This window comes from Bacillus solitudinis, from assembly GCF_002797395.1.
In the GTDB taxonomy this organism is placed as follows: Bacteria; Bacillota; Bacilli; order Bacillales; family Bacillaceae_D; genus Halalkalibacter_A; species Halalkalibacter_A solitudinis.
This window is the reverse complement of sequence record NZ_KZ454943.1, coordinates 1,576,357-1,593,961: the sequence shown is the minus strand read 5'-3', so window position 1 is coordinate 1,593,961 and position 17,605 is coordinate 1,576,357. Positions and strand designations below refer to the sequence as shown.

The window sequence follows — 17,605 nt, the reverse complement described above, 5'->3', positions numbered from 1 at the left end:
TTGACTTTAGGAGTCACTGGGAACATTAACATGGTGTTAGCCAAACCTTTACCATTGGTAGTAGAAATGTTTTACAAAGGAGAAGGATTGCTTTGTTTCAATGGCGTAATATTATTAAAGGTATGACAATGGGTACGAGTGATCTTATTCCTGGAGTAAGTGGTGGGACGATTGCATTAGTGCTCGGAATTTATCAATCACTCCTTGCTGCGATTAATGGCTTGTTTTCAAAGCAATGGAAAGAGCACGTGATGTTCCTGGTTCCCCTAGGGACAGGCATTATCGTTGCCTTTTTTACAATAAGTCATTTAGTTGAATGGCTTTTAGTTGAATACCCACAACCTACTTTCTTCTTTTTTCTAGGTGTGATAATAGGGATTATTCCAATGCTATTAAAGGACATTAATTATAAACGAACCTTTACTGCTGTTCATTATGTCCTGATTGCGCTGGGAGCGATATTAGTAAGTTCTACATTCTTTTTAAAAGATAATGAGTTAGCGACAGTCATGAGTCATTTGGTTTGGAGTGACTATGTTTTATTATTTTTTGCTGGCTGGTTTGCTAGCTCTGCCATGATTTTACCAGGCATTAGTGGTTCGTTTATCTTTTTACTTTTTGGAGTCTATCCAACCGTTATCAATGCTTTAGCTACATTAAACTTAGCTGTGATTGGTACAATTGGGGCTGGTGTGGCCTTAGGGCTTATGATTACTAGTAAATTGGTTACTTACCTTTTAAAACTGTATAGAACAGGTACATATGCGTTAATGATAGGTTTTATTTTAGGTTCGATTGTTGTCATTTATCCTGGTATTTCGGGGGATGCCTTTTTATTTTACTTAAGTGTACTTGCTCTTATTTTAGGTGGGCTTAGTGCGTATTTATTAAGTTATTTCGGTATGAAAAAACAATAAAACAAAGCGTTGGTAAAGCTAAAGGTGGAGAGGGTAAAAATGGCTGACAATAAGGTACTTCAAGTGATTATTCGGATTTTGATTGTGGCTTTATTGATCGTTCTTGGCTGGTTCGTCTTTTATTATATTGTATGGCTTACCTTCCCTTTTTTGATTGCTTTAGTGTTGGCTTTTCTAATTAACCCCGTTGTGAGTTTATTAGAGAAGAAGGCCAAATTCCCAAGAATGGTTGCTGTACTAACTAGCATTTTAGTTCTATTTGGATTAGTTGGAGGGGTCCTTACTTTACTTGTAATGAAACTTATTGATGGTTTTCAATACTTATCACGACTTGTCCCAAGTCAAATTGAAACCATTTCTGTTCACATCCAGTCATACGTGAACGAGCAACTTTTTCCACTATGGATGAGGGGCATGGGGTTAATTGATCATTTAGATGATACCCAAAGAAATGCAATTGAAAATAGCATTCAGCAGATGGGTGGGCAGTTTGCATCGATTCTTGGTAGTGCAGGACAAGCTATCGCTAATAGCCTCTCACATCTTGTTGGAGCCTTACCAATTACATTAACAGTATTTGTTTTTATTGTTTTGTCCTTATACTTTATTAGTAAGGATTGGAATCGACTCCGCGCCCTTGTTGAAGATAGACTGCCAAAACAGACTTTTGTTCAATTTGGACAAGTGTATCAAGATTTAAAATCTAAGTTAGTGGGCTTTCTTGCTGCTCAGTTTATTCTAATAACTATGACAGCTGTTTTAAATTTCATTGGGCTTCTTGTGTTGAAAGTCGAACAACCATTAACTATCGCACTCGTTCTTGGGGTTGTAGATTTGTTGCCCTATCTTGGAACTGGAATTATTTTAATTCCTTGGGCCGTTTACAGTATTGTAATGGGCGATCTTTTTTTGGGAGTTGGTTTATTAATTCTGTACGTTTTAACGATTACGCTTAGACAATTAGCTGAACCAAAAGTCCTCTCGTCAAGCTTGGGTCTTAATCCGTTAGCAACGCTCATATCACTATTTGCCGGTTTGCAGCTTTTTGGGTTTATGGGACTTTTCATAGGTCCTGTTCTTCTAGTGCTACTCCTTTCCTTTTACGAAGCTAAGATATTCGAAGGGATATGGATGTTTATCAAAGGTGATAAGTAAATAGCGAATTTCCTATCTCAATTAGTGCTCACACACAAGCAAATTTTGATTATGAACATACTCTGTAAATGTGGAGGAAATATCTTCACAAAAAAACTTAAAGGAGTTGTTTTTAATGAGTGCAGGTTATGCAGGTGGATTCGCGTTAATCGTTGTGTTGTTCATCCTACTAATTATTGTCGGTGCTAGCTGGGGTGGCTACGGGTACTAAGTCTACAAGTAAGAGGTGATAGTGGGGCCCATTGTGGCTCCACTTTTCTTTGATTATAAACGGTGCCAATATTTTTCCATGTATATATAGTGAAGTATGGGTTAACGATGGTTAATGGGGTGATGAACATGCTCTTTAATGTTGTCTTCGGTCTTTTACTTCCATGGATCGTTGGTCTATGGTTATGTAAGAGGGAAACGTTTATTGTGCTAGTCATAGCTCCTATATCATCAGTTTTAGCTTTTGTCATCAATGAAATAGGAGTCCAATTAGGGTACTGGGTCGTTTTTCCTGTTTTGCGGGTGGAAACCCTATCTGTTTATCCGCTTACTATTGGTTTATATCCTGTGTTAGGGAGTCTAATGATTTATTCTATAAAGGTTTATAAAGTACACCCAATGATAGCAGTTCTCGCACTCACTACGATTACGACTATTTCAGAAATATTATTTGTGATTGCAGGGAAAGCGGTTTATGGGAATGGATGGAATAGTTTTTATACGTTCCTTTCTTACTTTATTCCCTATAGTATCGTGTACTTTTACTATACTTTTTTAATGAAACTTCTAAAAAAGGATAAAGGAATAATGGAAGAAGGCAAGAGTCTTAGACAGGAACATTAAAAATAGAAAATGCACCTCACGCAGGCTAAAGTTTTTTAATTTTGGAAGAAAAATCTTATTATCATCGGGTTAGCAATAATTAAAATCCCATACATACCAGAAGTAATAACTGAGGCATAAAGGCATGCTAATAATTCATTTCCTTTAAAAATGCTAAAAGCAAATAAGCCTATAAGCAATGGAGATAAGTAAATCATTAGGATATAAGTTGGTTCCATAGGACACCTCGATTTCTTAATCGTGATGTTAGCATGTCCATAAGTCTTCGTGTTATTCTTGTGATGCTATGCTGGTCACTAGAAGATAAAAGCTGTACTATCAAAATTCGAGGTGATATACATGTTAAACAAAAAATTAATAATGGGTATTGTGTCTTTGCTCTTGCTGCTTATGGTATTGGCGTGTGGAGACAATTTGAACACGGATTCCAATACTGAAGAAAACGTGGAAATCGATGACGATTCGAATATGGAGCATGGGGATATGGATCATTCTAGCTCAGGTGAAGTTCCTGAAGATTTGAAGACTGCGGAAGACCCAACCTTTGAAGTGGGAAGTCAAGCTATCATTCAAACAGGTCATATGGAGGGAATGCAAGGTGCCGAAGCAACGATTGTAGGTGCTTATGATACAACGGCCTATGCCGTGTCTTATACACCAACTACTGGCGGAGAGAGAGTTGAAAATCATAAGTGGGTCATTCATGAAGAAATTGTAGATGCTGGTGAGAACAAGTTAGACCCTGGAACGGAAGTAATTCTTGAAGCGGATCATATGCAAGGGATGGAAGGGGCTACTGCTGAAATTGTTTCAGTCGAAGAAACCACGGTATACATGATTGATTTCACTCCAACGACTGGAGGGGAAGCAGTCGAAAATCATAAATGGGTAACAGAAAGTGAATTAGCATTAAACTGATTCATATGTTCTCGAGTTGCCAAAAGAGCGGTTCGGTACCTTCCTTAAAAAGGGGAACGCTCTTTTTTTTGGTTCAATTAATACAACTATTTCAGCAGCTAGGAATGAAATGTCATGTTTTCGTTGTGGTATAAACGTTAGTATTGAAAAAATGCGTGAGGTTTAAAAGCCAGAGAAAAGGTTATAGTAAACAGAAACTTCTTAAGGAGGGTTTTAATAGTATGTCAAATGAACAGTATCAATCTGTAATTGAAGCCTTACATGAATGTATGGTTGCTTGTAATCACTGTTATGATGCTTGTCTGAGGGAAGGAAACGTTAATATGATGGCTGATTGTATCCGTTTGGATAGAGAATGTGCAGATATTTGCGCTTATTTGGAACAAGCAATAGGGAGAGGAACACCCTTTGTTGCTGAATTAGCAGAAGTCTGTGCAAAAATTTGTGAAACATGTGGAAATGAATGTAAGAAACATGACCACGACCATTGTCAAAAGTGTGCAGAAGCTTGCTTTAAATGTGCAGAAGTTTGTAGAAACTTGGCTTCCTAATTTTTGTGAAATGACGGATGGCTTTATAAAACGAGGATTATTTCTTTAAAAGGAAATAATCCTCGTTTTTTGGTGTCAATTTCCTTCTTTGTAAATTATTTGCTGTAATTTATTGAAAAGGATATAGCGGATAGTCGGTAAAGATGATAAGTGAATCCACAGATTAGCATCTTAGGTTGGTGATTTTGCCGCTATTAATAAGCCAGCTATGTTGAATCACCTCAGTGAATGTAAGTAATATAGCTGTTAAAAAGGCGCCTCCAATCGTAACAACGGAGGTCGCAAATAAACCAGAAACCACATAGACAATAAGTGCGGCTGCGAAAAAATCGATAATCGTACTAATCCAAAACGTTCTTTTTTTCAAAATGAGAACTTCCATCATGTGAGCTGCGACTGCGAGAACCAATCCCACAGTAATTGCTTGTATGAGATTCGCGTAATACACATTGGCGAAGATAAGAGAAGCAATCATCACCGTTATTGGGCAAACAAAAATTTTAACAATTAATCCAATCATTAAGTCACCTTAAATTTTTATCGTTCTTAGTTTGTTCAAGTTGCTGAAAATTATAATAGAGTTCATTTAAACCTTTTACGTCTCAAATAAATGAGAGGTGAGAGGTTTTTTGATGTGAATTTTTCTGTAAATATATTAGAGGTTTTTACCGAATCTTGTAGAATTATAGTAGAATAATCTAAGACATAAGGATGAGTTCAATTCACCTAGATGGGTATTAAAGGAGAAGTCTATGAAATGGAAGAATCAGCTGAGTTCAGCATTATCAAAGTGGAAGGTATTTTCAAAGGGAAAGACAGGGCATAAAGACATCGTTCACGATTTAAATGAGATCCATGAGGATTTGGATGGGCCGCCGATTGTGATGATTGCAGGGGAGTTCAAATCAGGGAAGTCAACATTTGTGAATGCGTGGCTCGGTGAAGAGGTGTTAACCTCCGATGTGACCCCCGCTACAGCGGTGGTGACAAAGCTGACATACGGAAAAAAGAAGCGTGTATTAGGACATTTTTTAAATGGTGAAGTCAAAGAGTACGATGAAGAGTGGATTGAACAGCTAACGGCGGAACGTGAGGGTAGATGGGCCTTTGTTCGGAAACAGCTTTCCTACATTGAAATTCAGCTGCCAATTGAGCAACTGAAAACATTATCGATTGTCGATTCTCCGGGATTGAATGCTGGTCATGACTTACATACCGATGCAACGGAACGGTTTCTACATCGGGCGGATTATATGATATGGGTTTTTTCCTATTCGTTTGTTGGACTCGAGTCAGAGGTGAATGAGCTAAAACGAATTCAAGCGCTTGGCATTCAGCCGCTTGGCGTCGTCAACCGAATTGACCAACATGATATGGAGGAAGAGAGCATTGAAGAGTTTCTGGATCATAGTATTAGAAGGTTAAATGGTAAAGGGATGGCATTCCAAGGCCTTTATGGTGTTTCGGCGAAAGAGGCTCTCGAAGGCATGCTCGAGTCAAATGCGACAAAGATGAAGTGGAGTAACTGGCATAGCCTTGAAAAGGTGTTTGCGTCGTTTGAAGAAAATCCACAAATGAAGGCAATTAGGATATTTGAGCGACTGAAGCGACCTCTCGCTGCCTTGGATCAATGTTTAATTGAGGAAAAGACAGATAATGGCTTTTATCGTTACCAACGAATGTTACATGCGTTTTTGAAAAGAGACTTTCCACGAATACGTGACATGCGGGCGACACTTACCGAAACGCAGCAAACGATTAATGCTGAAGTGTCTCGGGTCGTAAAAGAAGAAGCATCTCTTTCAGGCACGCAGAGCTTTGAAGAACTAAAGCAACACTTTGGCACAGAACACGTTGATCCGTTTTACATCGAGTTTACGGAGGAACGCGAGCGCTATGAGCAAGAGATAGAGGGGGCGCGATCTGAGGAGAAGTACTTGCAAGCGAAGTGGGACGATATTAAGGATTCTCGATTTTTTGGGAAGAGCAGGGTAGAACAATTTGGTGAATCGATGAAGGAGTATAACTCCCATGTTGATAGGCTCCAAAAGACACAGAAAAGCCTTAAAAGCAGTCGCGATCGTTTTTTGAAACAGTTAAAGACGCTGAGCCAAGAAAAGGAAGAACAGCTTCGTGACCCCGTGCAACAGCTCATACTTGGGGAGGCAGGGCTTGCGCAGGAGTGGAATCAGGAGTTAATTCATGTACAAGACCGATATGAAGAGATGGATATTGATGAGCTAACCACGCTTCAGACCTTTCTTACTAGCCTGAAGCAGTGGATTGAAGACATGCGCATCGTGTTTGAGTCAAATGATGAAGAGATAGTCACATTAGCGGAATTTAAGGAATGTGTACATCTTTATGAAAATATTAAAGTTCTTGATAGTGAAATTCCAATTGGTGAGGGAATCGTCGCCTATCAAAAGCTTCTCTCGATTCCGCCGTTTGTTCAAACAGAGGTTTCGTTTGGAAAAGGAATTAACTTAACACATTTAGTGGGGGGGAAAGTACACTCGCCTCCTACGAAGCTGAAGTATAAACCTGAGGACGTTCTCGCTCTGATGGAGAGTAAGCGTGGGATGGCCCTAGGAATCGGGATTGTTTCAACGGTGGTCGGATTACTTATCGCATTTACCTTCCAACAATCACAGTCGAACCAGACAGAAAGTTATGAGCCAATTAGTGCGGAGACGTTAAGTTATGAGCAAGAATTGAGTCTTGCTGAGCAGTGGACACAAGAAGATGTAGAATGGTTTTTTTATAGGATGGCTGATGAAATGTCAGGAGCTATTGAAGGCTCTCAGCAATTTTATCCGGAATTATGGTTTTCCGAGGATGGGTGGAAGAGCTTTGAGCAGCAATGGAATAATTATACTTATAAAAGTTATCAGGAAAGATTTGAATTGGTTGATGTGCACTATAGCGATGATGAGATTTTTGTCACAACGGCAGAGCAATATGCTGAGAATGAGGTGACGTGGTTGTTTGAAGGCGCGTATCAGTTGACGTCATTAGGACAAGAGCTTGTGATTACGAATGCAGACCATGAATTAATTGAAAGAGTTGAGCCTGATTATCCGGTTACTGATGAGGATTTGGTCGCCTTTTTAGAGGACTTTCGTTCTTCTTATCAGTTGACATTAAATGAGGATAGCTTCGCTAATATTGAAACATTTTTTGTACAAGAGGGAACCGCGTATCAGGAGTTGTACGATTATGTTCAATCAATTTCAGGCAAAGGTTATCTTTTTCAATTCACAGACTTTGTTATTAAAGATATTGAGAGGACTGGAAAAAATCAGTATACCATCTTAACCAGTGAGGAGTTATTCTTTACGGATCACCAAGGGCAAGAAACGAGGTATGAGAAGAAGAAACGCTATATTGTGCAAGCGTTTGGGGCATGGTCGTTTGGTATCGACCAAATAACAGATTTAGATACCGTACGAGAGCAGGTAGTTGTGCGAACGGTCAATAATGTTTCAAGAGATCAGATAGCTTCGTTTATCTCCTCCTATTACACGGATTTTATTTTTGCGTTTAATGGACAAGGGTTTTGGTATGTGGAGGAATTCTATGAACCGCACGGAACAGAGTACGGAGAGGCTGAACAATATATCGCCAATGCGAACGAAAAAGGCATGGGCATGGAAAACCTTTCTTTTGAAATAGAGTCGATAATAGAGCTTGATGATACCCATTATCTTGTTAGTCTCTATGTTATCGATCGGTATACGTATCGCGATGGGACTGGCGATGAAAAGCATGTCTCAGCTGATTACGCGGTGGAGATAACAAAAGATGGCTTGTTGTTTATTGATGAGATCCCGCGCGTAGAGATACTTCAGAAGGATGTCTTTGGAGAGGAAGAAGTAATAGAAGAGGAAACGGGAGAAGGCGAAGAGGAAGAAGCGGTCATAGAAGAGGAACAGATGGAGGAATTTGAAGAGGAAGTTTGGGAAGAGGTGTAGATAATGAGTTTTTCTTTAGATGTATTTAAACAGACACAGACGGAGGTTGTTCAAGGCTTTGAACAACTGTCCTTTCTGCTTGCAGAGATGAGACTTGAAAACGAAAAAGAAAAAGTGAGTGTGTTGAAGCAGCAGCTTCAAGAAGAGCAGTTTACAATCGTCGTTGTAGGAGAATTTTCCCGCGGGAAGTCAACCTTTATTAATGCGTTGCTCGGGAAACGAGTGCTCCCGTCGCTAGTGAGGCCGACAACTGTTGTCCTTAACAAGATTATCTATAAGCCTGAGCCTTCGATTGAACTTCATTATCATGATGACGATCGAATGGAGACTATTACGGAAGAGGATTTTAAGAAGCTCATTGCACCGAAAGAGCCACTTGCTGGTGATGAGGCATCAATGAAGGAATATGAGTCTGAGGTAGACAAGATTAAACGGGTAAAGCATGCGGAAATTGGCTATCCGCTCCCCTTTTGTGAGAATGGTGTGCAGATTATTGATACACCAGGGACGAATGACCTTGATCCGGTTCGAGAGCAGATTACGAATAATATTATTCCGACCTCCGACGCAGCGATTTTATTGTTGGCGGCAACGAAGATTCTATCGGCGTCTGAAATTAGTTTCTTGCGTGACCGTTTATTGGCTAATGACATTCACAAAATTTTTATCGTCATTAATTTCAAGGATGAGATGCAGTCTGAGGCGGATGTCGAAAAGGTGATGAGCTACGCGCGGAATAAGCTGATGCCAATTTTAGCTGATGTGAAAATCTTTATGGTCTCAGCAAAAGAAGCACTAAATCACCGTCGAATTGCTAACGGGGAAGTTATCACCTTCCGAGGCGAGCCAGTACAACCATGGCCTCTTGAGAAAACGGGTTATCTTGAATTAGAAAAGGCACTTGCTGACTTCCTACAATATGATCGTGGCTCGGTTAAGCTAAGAAAACCAATTCGTCAAGCAGTGAAGTTAATAGATCATGTTTTGAAAAGTCAGATTGAGTTTGAAAAAAGTTCTTTAACAAACAAGGTAGAAGGAATTCAAGAGAAGGTAAAGGCATATTACCCGAAGCTAAACGAGGTGAAGAAGATCGGGATGGATGCAGAGAAAAGGATAGAAAGTGCCCTAAAAGCGGAGGCTCTTACGCTTGTTGAGTGGTATAAAGATGAGCTGAAATCAATCTCGAAAGTAGCGATGGATGTGTTTGAAGAGAATCAATACGAGGATTCCAATGAGATTAATTACGAGGTCGAGCAGGCAATTGCCCCGCTTGAGCGCGCCTTACATATCGAAAAGAATCGCCGGATGAATGAAACGATAAAATCAGTAATTGAGAAAATGAGTCGTAACTTAAATCAAGAGTGGGCCGAGCTTGATACAACAATTCAAAATCTTTCAGGACAAGGAACATTGGATGTGTTAGATTTGGCAGCGGTTGCCCAAGTTGAGTCACAACGGAGTATGTTTGATGATTTGATAGAGGAATTAGATGATGCTTGGGCAAATAGTTCAAGTTTCCTTGGGAAAGTGGCAATTGGAGCGGGCTATGCGCTAACGCTCGTTGCTAGTGGTATCTCGTGGGTCGTCGGTTGGTTCATCCCAAGAGAAGACCCGGTTGCAAAGATGAAAAGGCAACTGATTTCGCAGTTGAAGGAGACAAGACGATCAAAAGTGATTGCGTTCGAATCGCAGTGGAGAGGGTTAAGCAAGGCTGTTATAGTGCAGTTTCACCAAATTGTCGCACAGCATGTTGAACAAGCGGAAGGACAGCTAAGTAAGCTAGAGCAAAATGCGCGTTTAGCAACAGATGAAGTCCAGAAGAAGCTTGAAATTATTGAGCGTCGCGAGAAAAGATTGAAAGCAACAAAAGATCAACTCGAATCTGTATACGAACGTGTGGCAAAGACGAGAGCGATAGAGGTGTGAGATGAATTATAGAGATAAGAATCAACAGCTAACGAAATACGTTAACCAGCTTAAACGTGAGATGACTGAGTTGTTACCTGATAGTCCAGAAGAGAAGGTGCTCAGGGAACTTGCGGAGGATTTGCAAGAGGATTATTATACGATTGTCGTGGTCGGTGAGTTCAAGCACGGGAAATCGACATTTGTGAATGCTCTTCTTAAACAAGAGGTCATGCCTGTTGATGTAACGCCAACAACAGCCACGATAAATGCGGTTTTTTACGGGGAAGATTCTGAGGTTCAGATTTTGAAAACAAATGGAGAAATAGAGAAACAGCAGCTCTCGGCAGCGGTTTTAAACCAATACACAGCTACAGCTCATTTTGATCCAAACGAGATTAAGTATCTGAAGCTCTTTATGCCATCGTCATTGCTGAAAAAGCGAGTGGTCCTTGTTGATACACCTGGTGTAAATGACTTAAATCAGCACCGAACTGATGTGACACACCGGTTTATTCCGCGAGCGGATGTGATTTTATTCATGCTTGATTTGACAGCACCGATGAAGCAGACAGAGAAACTGTTTTTGGAGAATCAACTTCTAAAGGAAGGGACGGACCGGATTCTCTATGTTGCGAACTTTTTAGATCGAGTGGATGAGGAAGAACTTGACGATACGGTTGATTTGTTGAAACGAAGAGTGCAGCAGATTACAAAGCAAGCCAATCCCCAAGTGTTTCCGGTCTCAGCGCTGCAAGGCTTGAAGGCGAAACTTGCTGGTGATGAGAAGGGGCTTAGCTATTCTGGTCTTACCGAGGTTGAGCAACAAATCGCTGAGTTAATTGAGAAAGGTTCGCGAAGTGAGGAAAAGCTTGCTAGGTTTCACGAACGATTAGCGATGGTTCATGAGAGTGTACTTGCTGAAGTTGAAACGGTCGAACTCATGTCGAAGCAGTCGCTTGAAAATTTGCAGCAACAGCTGACAAAGATTGAAGAGTGGCTTTCGCAAAAGGAGGACTGGGAAGGACAGATTCATCAGTATGTCGCCAGTCGTGAAGAAGAGATTCAATTCATGGTTCAGAAGTCAGCAACATACTTTGGAGATAGATTAAAAGCTGACCTTGAGACGAAGATTGACCTTTTCCAAGGAAACGATGTAAAAGCGCTCGTCGAAACGCAATTGCCAATTACGATTCGAACACAATTTGAGCAATGGGTTAGCCAGTATAGCGATTTGATTCAGGAGTTATTTAGAAAGCTGAAAAAGGAATTAGCACAAGGCCTCTCGAAAACCTTTGAACAAACGGTCCAGATTCAATCACAGCAAGAGGAATATCGTTACGAAGCAGCACTACCGATGATTACCTCGCAAACGGGAAATGCTTCGATTAAGGCCGGCTTAGCGGTTGGTGGAGCTAGTACATTAGCACTTCTTTTAGGCGGACCGTTTCTTATTCCAATCGTTGGTATGGCGGGGTTGCCATTTTTACAGCAGAAAATTGCTGAAAGTCAAATGGAGAAAATAAAACCTGAGCTCAAAGATACGATTGAAAATCATACCGATGTCATTATTAAGGATTTTAAAAGGCAACTACAACAGTATGTCGCGCAGTCTGTGCAAGAAATTAAAAGGACGACATTGGCTGAGTTTGAACGATTGATTCGGTCGTTACGAAGCAAGATTGAATCGGAAATTAGTAGCAAACAGAGTGAGCAACGGAAAGAGCTTGATTATCAGCAAGCGTTAAAGGAGTTGCGTGAGAAGATTCAAGCGTTTGAAAAGGAAGGGGAGCGAGAACATGAGCGAGTATAATGTAGTGGATGTGCCACAAACTGATACATCATTTGACCGGGATTATGCATATCAAGAGTTGGACGAGACCTTTGCTGGGTATGTGATGGAAGTACAAACGGTAACCTTTACTCATGAGGTCTTTTCGATGCAAGACCCATTAAAGCACGCATATAAATTTGATTTTGAACCACTAGAAATGGACATAAAGGATAGGCATTTTGTTGAGGCTCATTATGTAGAAGGCTATTATCGTCAAGATGGTACGTATGTTGAGGGGTATTACCGAGATGGCGACGGTGATACGACAGTAAATCGAACCACGGAACAAGGTGGGGGGTATTTTAGGTCGTCTAGTGACTAATGTATGGTTAGCAAAAAGCAGTATTCAGTGTCATTAGTTTAACCTTTTCTATAGTCTAATTTGCTAAATGTTGAAACTTTTCTATAAGAAAAGCAGTTACACAGTAAAGTGACAGGAAGGTTGTGGCTATCAATGAATGCGAAAGTATTGATTTTACTCATGATGATAGTGAGCATTGTGTTCCCCCTTTTTCCTACGACAGGTTTCGCTTGCTCTTGTGTTGTTCCTCCTCCAGTGGAAGAATTAGTAGGTGGAGATACCGTTATTTTTTCGGGGACGGTTAAGAAAATAGAAGAGGAAAGTAAATATAATCCGATTCAGTCTTCAGCGGATCGACTTGCTGTTTTAATTGAAGTAGACAGGACTTGGCAAGGGCTAGAGGATTCACAGGTTATCGTTTATACTGCTATAAGTTCAGCAAGCTGTGGGTTCAATTTTCAAGTTAATGAACAGTATTTGATTTATGCTAGTGAGAACGGGGATGGGTATGAAGTATCTCTTTGCTCAAGAACTGCCTTGTTAGCTAATGCGCAAGAAGATGTAGACATCCTCGGAGAAGGTCAGGCCCCGTCCGTACAGCAAGACCTTGAAGCTGAGATGAATAGCAGCAACGCTTATCTCAATTGGCTATTTGCGGGTATGGCAGGTATTGTAGTAATTGTTGGTTTTATTATTGTAAGAAGAAGAAAGTGATTGCTTATTGAAGGAGTGTTCCAGCTTGGGGACGCTCCTTTTTTCGTATTAAGGTTAAGGTACTTTTAAAAGGTTAAGGCTACCTTTTAATTTAAATTGTATGAGTCTGAGTGAAATGGATAATAATTTATGTGAGTGAAACTATAAAGGAGGTTTAGAAAGTGCACTAAAAAAATGCGATTTTTCACTTTTTTCAGTGACCTCAACTTAGAAAGGGGACTTTTTGTAATGAATTATCAAGAGTATTGGACTAAGATCAATATGAAGTCCGATGAAATCAATACGTTGGTAACTTCATATTGGAACGACTATTCTCATATGGGTACGTGGCAGTTCTGGTTGGTTGCTTCACTAACGGTAGCCCCTTTAGTTTTACTATACTTTACCCTCGACCGAAGTCGAATGTTCGAGATATTCTTCTTCGGATATACAGTGCATATGCTTTGGACGTATATAAGTATTCCGCTTGAGCGGTATGGGTACTTTGTTCATACATATTTTTTAACGCCATTATTACCATTTGCATTAAATATAACGGCATCTGCACTCCCAGTAGGTTTCTTACTTTTGTACCAGTACTGTACTAATTCAAATAAAAACTTTTATCTATATGTTTTGTTGTTAAGTGCCTTGTTTGCCTTTGGTTTTGCAACCATTGAAAACTATTTGGGGTTAGTGGAAATCAGAAAAGGAATGAACCAATTTTATATATTTCTGATTGATGTGGGAGTCGCTTATATTGCCTTTTGGTTTACTAAGCTAATGTTGAAATGCAAATATAGTGGATGAAGTAGGCAAAGTTCATTAGTAATCTATACATTAATTTTAATTGCGGTGGTACTCCACCGCAAAAATGTAGATGATCTTAATTTAAAATGAATCCCTGAATTGAAACAAAGAAGACAAACAAAGAAACAATTATCATTAAATAACCATTTATTTTCTTTTTTCGTTGAAGCTCAATTAATCCGACTATGAAAGATAAACTTGCTACAAAGAACATCGTCAAAGGAAGAAACTCAAAATTTTTAGTAAGTAAACTATAACTGGCTAGTATTAAAACAACGATTTGTAAGAGCAATCTGATGATTTTCAACAAGGTCTTTCTCCTTTTTTAATTGGATTTTATACTTCAAGTAAAAATTTAAAATCAGCTACAGTGAAATTGGCTTTATAAACTCAAATACTATGCAGGATAAATAATAAAAGTATTATACCATTCAAAAAACATTAACCCCCAAGCAGATGTCTACTTGGGGGGGCATGGTTATTCCATTAAAGCTGTCGTTAAATTAATAAGAGTTTCGGTTTGCTCGGTGGTTAATGCTTTACCGGTTTGACTATTTACTTGATTCATATAAGCATTCAGCTGGTTGTCGCGTGCTTTCGTGTTTCCTTTTTCGTTTGATTTCTTTGCCGCTACCAGTTTGCTCTGTAAGCCATCAGTAACATCAGCATTACCGTTATTTAGTTCTACAAATTGTTGGCTTAATGAAGAGAGGCTATCATAGTTCACTTCAATGAAGATTTCAATGTCTTTTTTTATGCTATTTCCTGCCGTATCCGTTGCTTCTGCAGTGAACGTATGCGTACCCACTCCAAGTTCATATGCGAGTTTCGTTGATTCTTCACACGTGACCGAGTCGATACCCGATAACGCATCTTCCGCTTCACAAGAGAGGTTTACTTCTTGATCAATCGTAAAGATAGTATCAGCCTCAACGGAAAAGGTAATCGTTGGAGAGGTTTTATCGATTGAAACTTCAACTTGATTTTTTTCTTCTGTATTTCCTGAGTCATCCGCGCTCCAGTAAGAAACGTTATGGGTTCCTTCCTCTTCAAGTGTAATCAGGCTTCCGGCCTGATGCTCGCCATTATTTATACTATAGTAAGTATTGGTTACATCTGAGTCAATATCCGTCGCATCCAGTTGGATGGTCACATTGTTGTTGTACCAGCCATTTAGTGCTTCCTGCTCGATGTGATGGGTGGTCGTTGGTGAGGTATTATCAGGTTGTGACTCACCAATTAGTTCAACAGTCACTGGGAGAGAGGCAACTGATTCTGCTCCCGAGTTATCAACGGTTGCAATAGTATAGTCATATGAATTGCCTAATGTAACAGTCGTATCGGTAAACGTTGTCTCGTCCACATTGCCAATCAACTCAGCTTGTTCAGATCCAGAAGTTTGACGATAGATGTTATACGAGTTTGCACCATCTGTCTCATTCCAAGAAAGTGTGACAGACGGATTCTCTGCATCTACAGATTGATCAGTTACGGCAATGTCTGAAGGGGCAACGAGAATCGGTGTAAGCTCAACACCGTTAACAATTCCTGTTGAACCGGTAAAATGAAAATTCATTTGTCCATCTGTGATTTCAACATTTGGAATGACTCTTTCAATATAGCTTCTACTAGGTGCATTGACTGCTCCATAGTCTTGACCCTCTATCGCTAAATTTGTACGGGCACTACCTAGAAAATCGCCAACATACATTTTTACTGCATAAAGGCCGTTTGGAACATCTACGTTAAAATGCCAACCAACACTGAAGTAACCGAGCCAATCACGGAGGACATCGCCGCCTTCACCACGATCACGTCCGATCATACCTTCGCTGTCAACAATTCCATACCCACGTTCTTCTGTATAAATCGTTGATAAATCAACCGCCGTATAGCCACCAGCAACAGGGGTACCGTCTAAGCCGAAATCAAATTTCAGGGTAGCTTCCTGCGTTGTAACCTGGCCGATTTCAGACCGTTCTGATTCGCCTTTTAGATTAACTGCTGTCACTACTACGTCATATGTTGTTGCTTCTTCCATTCCAGTTAAACTATGGCGTGCAATGGTTGACGTACCAACGAGTTTAAACTCTTCTTCATTGGAGGATTTCCGATAAATGCGGTAAATATCCGCATCTTCAACATCATTCCATGTAAGCAAAGCTCCGGCGTTGCTTATGCTCGAAAAGGACAAAGCTGTTGGTGGTGAGGGTGCGCTTTCAGGGGGAGCAATCTCTACTACATAATCGGCGAGTGGCGTGTCAAGTTCTGCAATTCCCCCAGAAAGAAGTCTTGCAATTTGAGTGGCGCCATACTCCTGGAAGTGTGTATCATCTGTTCGACCTTCTGGAAAGGCAGGATAGACACCCGCATCTACGTGCAAGAATACTGAACGAGTTCCCTCAGGTCCAATTTCATCATAATACTCACGGCTTAACGTACTTAAGTCTACGAGTAACACGTCTTGCTCCGCTGCAACCTCTTCCATGGCTTGTTTGTATCCAGGGAAGCTAACATTGAATTTCTCTGTTTCTGGATTAAAGCTGCGGCGTCCAACAGGAGTGACTAGAACGGGAATGCCTCCACGTTGGCGAATACCAGAAACGTAGGTTTCCATATACACTTTAAAATCCTCGACAGGTGTATAACGTTCTGGAACGCTAATGGTTGCATCATTGTGACCGAACTGGATTAGCAAATAATCATTTGGCTTAATCTCACGTAAAATTGTGTCTAAACGTCCTTCTGTATAGAAGGTTTTTGAGCTTCTGCCTCCGATTGCATGGTTTTGGATCGTCACATCTGTATCAAAGTAACGAGGGAGCATTTGACCCCAACCTGCTTGTGGGTTCCAATAAGGGTCGTAAGTTTGCGCAGTAGAGTCACTTGCAACATATACAGTAGGGTGCTCAGCCGAGGTGCGTGCTGGTAGCTCAGTAATTGTCAATGCATTGATTTTGGGCTGATTGCCGGTTAATTCAATTGTCAATTGCCCATCAATCAAAGCAATTTCAAAGTCTTTGTCTGTAAATTGTCCAGTGTTTAAAGAAGTGTTTTGTATCTTTTGAATCGCTTCTGCTTTGACCCCAACCTGAGTTGTCTCAGCGGCGTCACCTGAAACCACAGACACAGCATAATCTCCATTTGGAAGATCGATTGAAAAAGCTGTGTCGGAAAAGGAGACAAAGTCACTTTGCAATTCATCCGTTCCCTCTCGATTCGAAGATAGCACATTGGCCGTATCCTTAAACCCAAAACCTTGTTCTGCGTTGTAAGTACTTTCCTCTGTGACCTTTACATACCCGTCTGCAACTAAACTATTAGACGTTCCAAAATCAAACCTTTTTTCTAAAGGTTCATCTTGAGCAAAAGCACTTCCCGCTGTAAACTGAAAGCTTGTTGCGGTTAATAAAGTTGTTAAAAGGATTGCAAAACCTTTCTTGACATTTCTCTTTCTCTTCGTCATTTTTCCACCTTCACTCTCGTTAAGATTAGTATGGACACTCTGCGAATCATGCTGATGGGCTTTCATTTTAAAAAGCTCCTAGCTCCGGGAATATCAAAAAGATCAAAAATTTAAGATACCCGATATGATTGCCATTCGCACCTCCTTAAACTCGTAGGGAATGAAAGCCCTTTCATAAAGTTAACACAGGGATTTTTTTGTTTGAATATAATAAATGTTAAATAACTTTAAAAAAGCAACAAAACCC

16 protein-coding genes are annotated in these 17,605 nt (G+C 40.2%); 12 read left to right on the top strand and 4 right to left on the bottom strand.

The window, feature by feature from the left end; all coding sequences use genetic code 11:
* Nucleotides 1-122 precede the first annotated feature (122 nt).
* The 4 genes from CEF19_RS07670 to CEF19_RS07655 all read left to right on the top strand — a co-directional run bounded on the left by CEF19_RS07670 (nucleotide 123) and on the right by CEF19_RS07655 (nucleotide 2,906).
* A complete protein-coding gene (locus CEF19_RS07670) occupies nucleotides 123-917 on the top strand; it encodes a DUF368 domain-containing protein (RefSeq protein ID WP_406565381.1) in 795 nt (264 codons plus the stop codon).
* 39 nt (nucleotides 918-956) lie between these two features.
* Complete coding sequence (ytvI, locus tag CEF19_RS07665; RefSeq protein ID WP_100405553.1) at nucleotides 957-2,072, top strand: sporulation integral membrane protein YtvI; 1,116 nt, start codon at nucleotides 957-959, stop codon at nucleotides 2,070-2,072.
* A gap of 115 nt (nucleotides 2,073-2,187) precedes the next feature.
* A complete protein-coding gene (locus CEF19_RS07660; protein WP_100405552.1) occupies nucleotides 2,188-2,283 on the top strand; it encodes a YjcZ family sporulation protein in 96 nt (31 codons plus the stop codon).
* 128 nt (nucleotides 2,284-2,411) lie between these two features.
* Complete coding sequence (locus CEF19_RS07655; protein ID WP_100405551.1) at nucleotides 2,412-2,906, top strand: hypothetical protein; 495 nt, start codon at nucleotides 2,412-2,414, stop codon at nucleotides 2,904-2,906.
* Nucleotides 2,907-2,941: 35 nt separating this feature from the next.
* Here CEF19_RS07655 and CEF19_RS07650 read toward each other — a convergent pair whose 3' ends face one another.
* Nucleotides 2,942-3,124, bottom strand: coding sequence for a hypothetical protein (locus CEF19_RS07650; RefSeq protein ID WP_100405550.1), 183 nt, complete (start codon nucleotides 3,122-3,124; stop codon nucleotides 2,942-2,944).
* A gap of 121 nt (nucleotides 3,125-3,245) precedes the next feature.
* Between CEF19_RS07650 and CEF19_RS07645 the strand changes: the two genes are divergently transcribed.
* Nucleotides 3,246-3,824 carry a YdhK family protein gene (locus tag CEF19_RS07645; RefSeq protein WP_100405549.1) on the top strand — a complete coding sequence of 193 codons (579 nt, stop codon included), beginning with the start codon at nucleotides 3,246-3,248 and terminating at the stop codon, nucleotides 3,822-3,824.
* Nucleotides 3,825-4,045: 221 nt separating this feature from the next.
* Nucleotides 4,046-4,375 (top strand): four-helix bundle copper-binding protein, encoded by a 330-nt coding sequence (locus tag CEF19_RS07640; protein ID WP_100405548.1) that lies wholly within the window; start codon nucleotides 4,046-4,048, stop codon nucleotides 4,373-4,375.
* A gap of 163 nt (nucleotides 4,376-4,538) precedes the next feature.
* Here the strand turns inward: CEF19_RS07640 and CEF19_RS07635 are convergent, their stop codons facing one another.
* Nucleotides 4,539-4,895: a DUF2512 family protein gene (locus tag CEF19_RS07635; RefSeq protein WP_100405547.1), complete on the bottom strand. Its 357-nt coding sequence runs from the start codon at nucleotides 4,893-4,895 to the stop codon at nucleotides 4,539-4,541.
* A gap of 232 nt (nucleotides 4,896-5,127) precedes the next feature.
* On the opposite strand from CEF19_RS07635, the gene CEF19_RS07630 reads away from it, so the two are divergent.
* The 6 genes from CEF19_RS07630 (at nucleotide 5,128) to CEF19_RS07605 (ending at nucleotide 13,892) form a co-directional block, all read left to right on the top strand.
* Nucleotides 5,128-8,349 carry a dynamin family protein gene (locus CEF19_RS07630; RefSeq protein WP_100405546.1) on the top strand — a complete coding sequence of 1,074 codons (3,222 nt, stop codon included), beginning with the start codon at nucleotides 5,128-5,130 and terminating at the stop codon, nucleotides 8,347-8,349.
* A gap of 3 nt (nucleotides 8,350-8,352) precedes the next feature.
* Nucleotides 8,353-10,275 (top strand): dynamin family protein, encoded by a 1,923-nt coding sequence (locus tag CEF19_RS07625; RefSeq protein WP_100405545.1) that lies wholly within the window; start codon nucleotides 8,353-8,355, stop codon nucleotides 10,273-10,275.
* A gap of 1 nt (nucleotide 10,276) precedes the next feature.
* Entirely contained in the window at nucleotides 10,277-12,067 is a 1,791-nt protein-coding gene (locus CEF19_RS07620) for a dynamin family protein (protein WP_100405544.1), read from the top strand.
* A complete protein-coding gene (locus CEF19_RS07615; protein ID WP_100405543.1) occupies nucleotides 12,054-12,410 on the top strand; it encodes a hypothetical protein in 357 nt (118 codons plus the stop codon). The genes CEF19_RS07620 and CEF19_RS07615 overlap by 14 nt, the downstream gene beginning before the upstream one ends.
* A gap of 132 nt (nucleotides 12,411-12,542) precedes the next feature.
* A complete protein-coding gene (locus tag CEF19_RS07610; RefSeq protein WP_100405542.1) occupies nucleotides 12,543-13,103 on the top strand; it encodes a hypothetical protein in 561 nt (186 codons plus the stop codon).
* Nucleotides 13,104-13,331: 228 nt separating this feature from the next.
* Nucleotides 13,332-13,892, top strand: a complete 561-nt coding sequence (locus CEF19_RS07605) for a hypothetical protein (protein WP_100405541.1) — start codon at nucleotides 13,332-13,334, stop codon at nucleotides 13,890-13,892.
* 76 nt (nucleotides 13,893-13,968) lie between these two features.
* On the opposite strand, the gene CEF19_RS07600 is transcribed toward CEF19_RS07605, so the two are convergent.
* Nucleotides 13,969-14,202, bottom strand: coding sequence for a DUF3953 domain-containing protein (locus CEF19_RS07600; RefSeq protein ID WP_198510257.1), 234 nt, complete (start codon nucleotides 14,200-14,202; stop codon nucleotides 13,969-13,971).
* Nucleotides 14,203-14,370: 168 nt separating this feature from the next.
* Complete coding sequence (locus CEF19_RS07595; protein WP_100405539.1) at nucleotides 14,371-17,424, bottom strand: OmpL47-type beta-barrel domain-containing protein; 3,054 nt, start codon at nucleotides 17,422-17,424, stop codon at nucleotides 14,371-14,373.
* Between the last annotated feature and the right edge of the window lie 181 nt (nucleotides 17,425-17,605).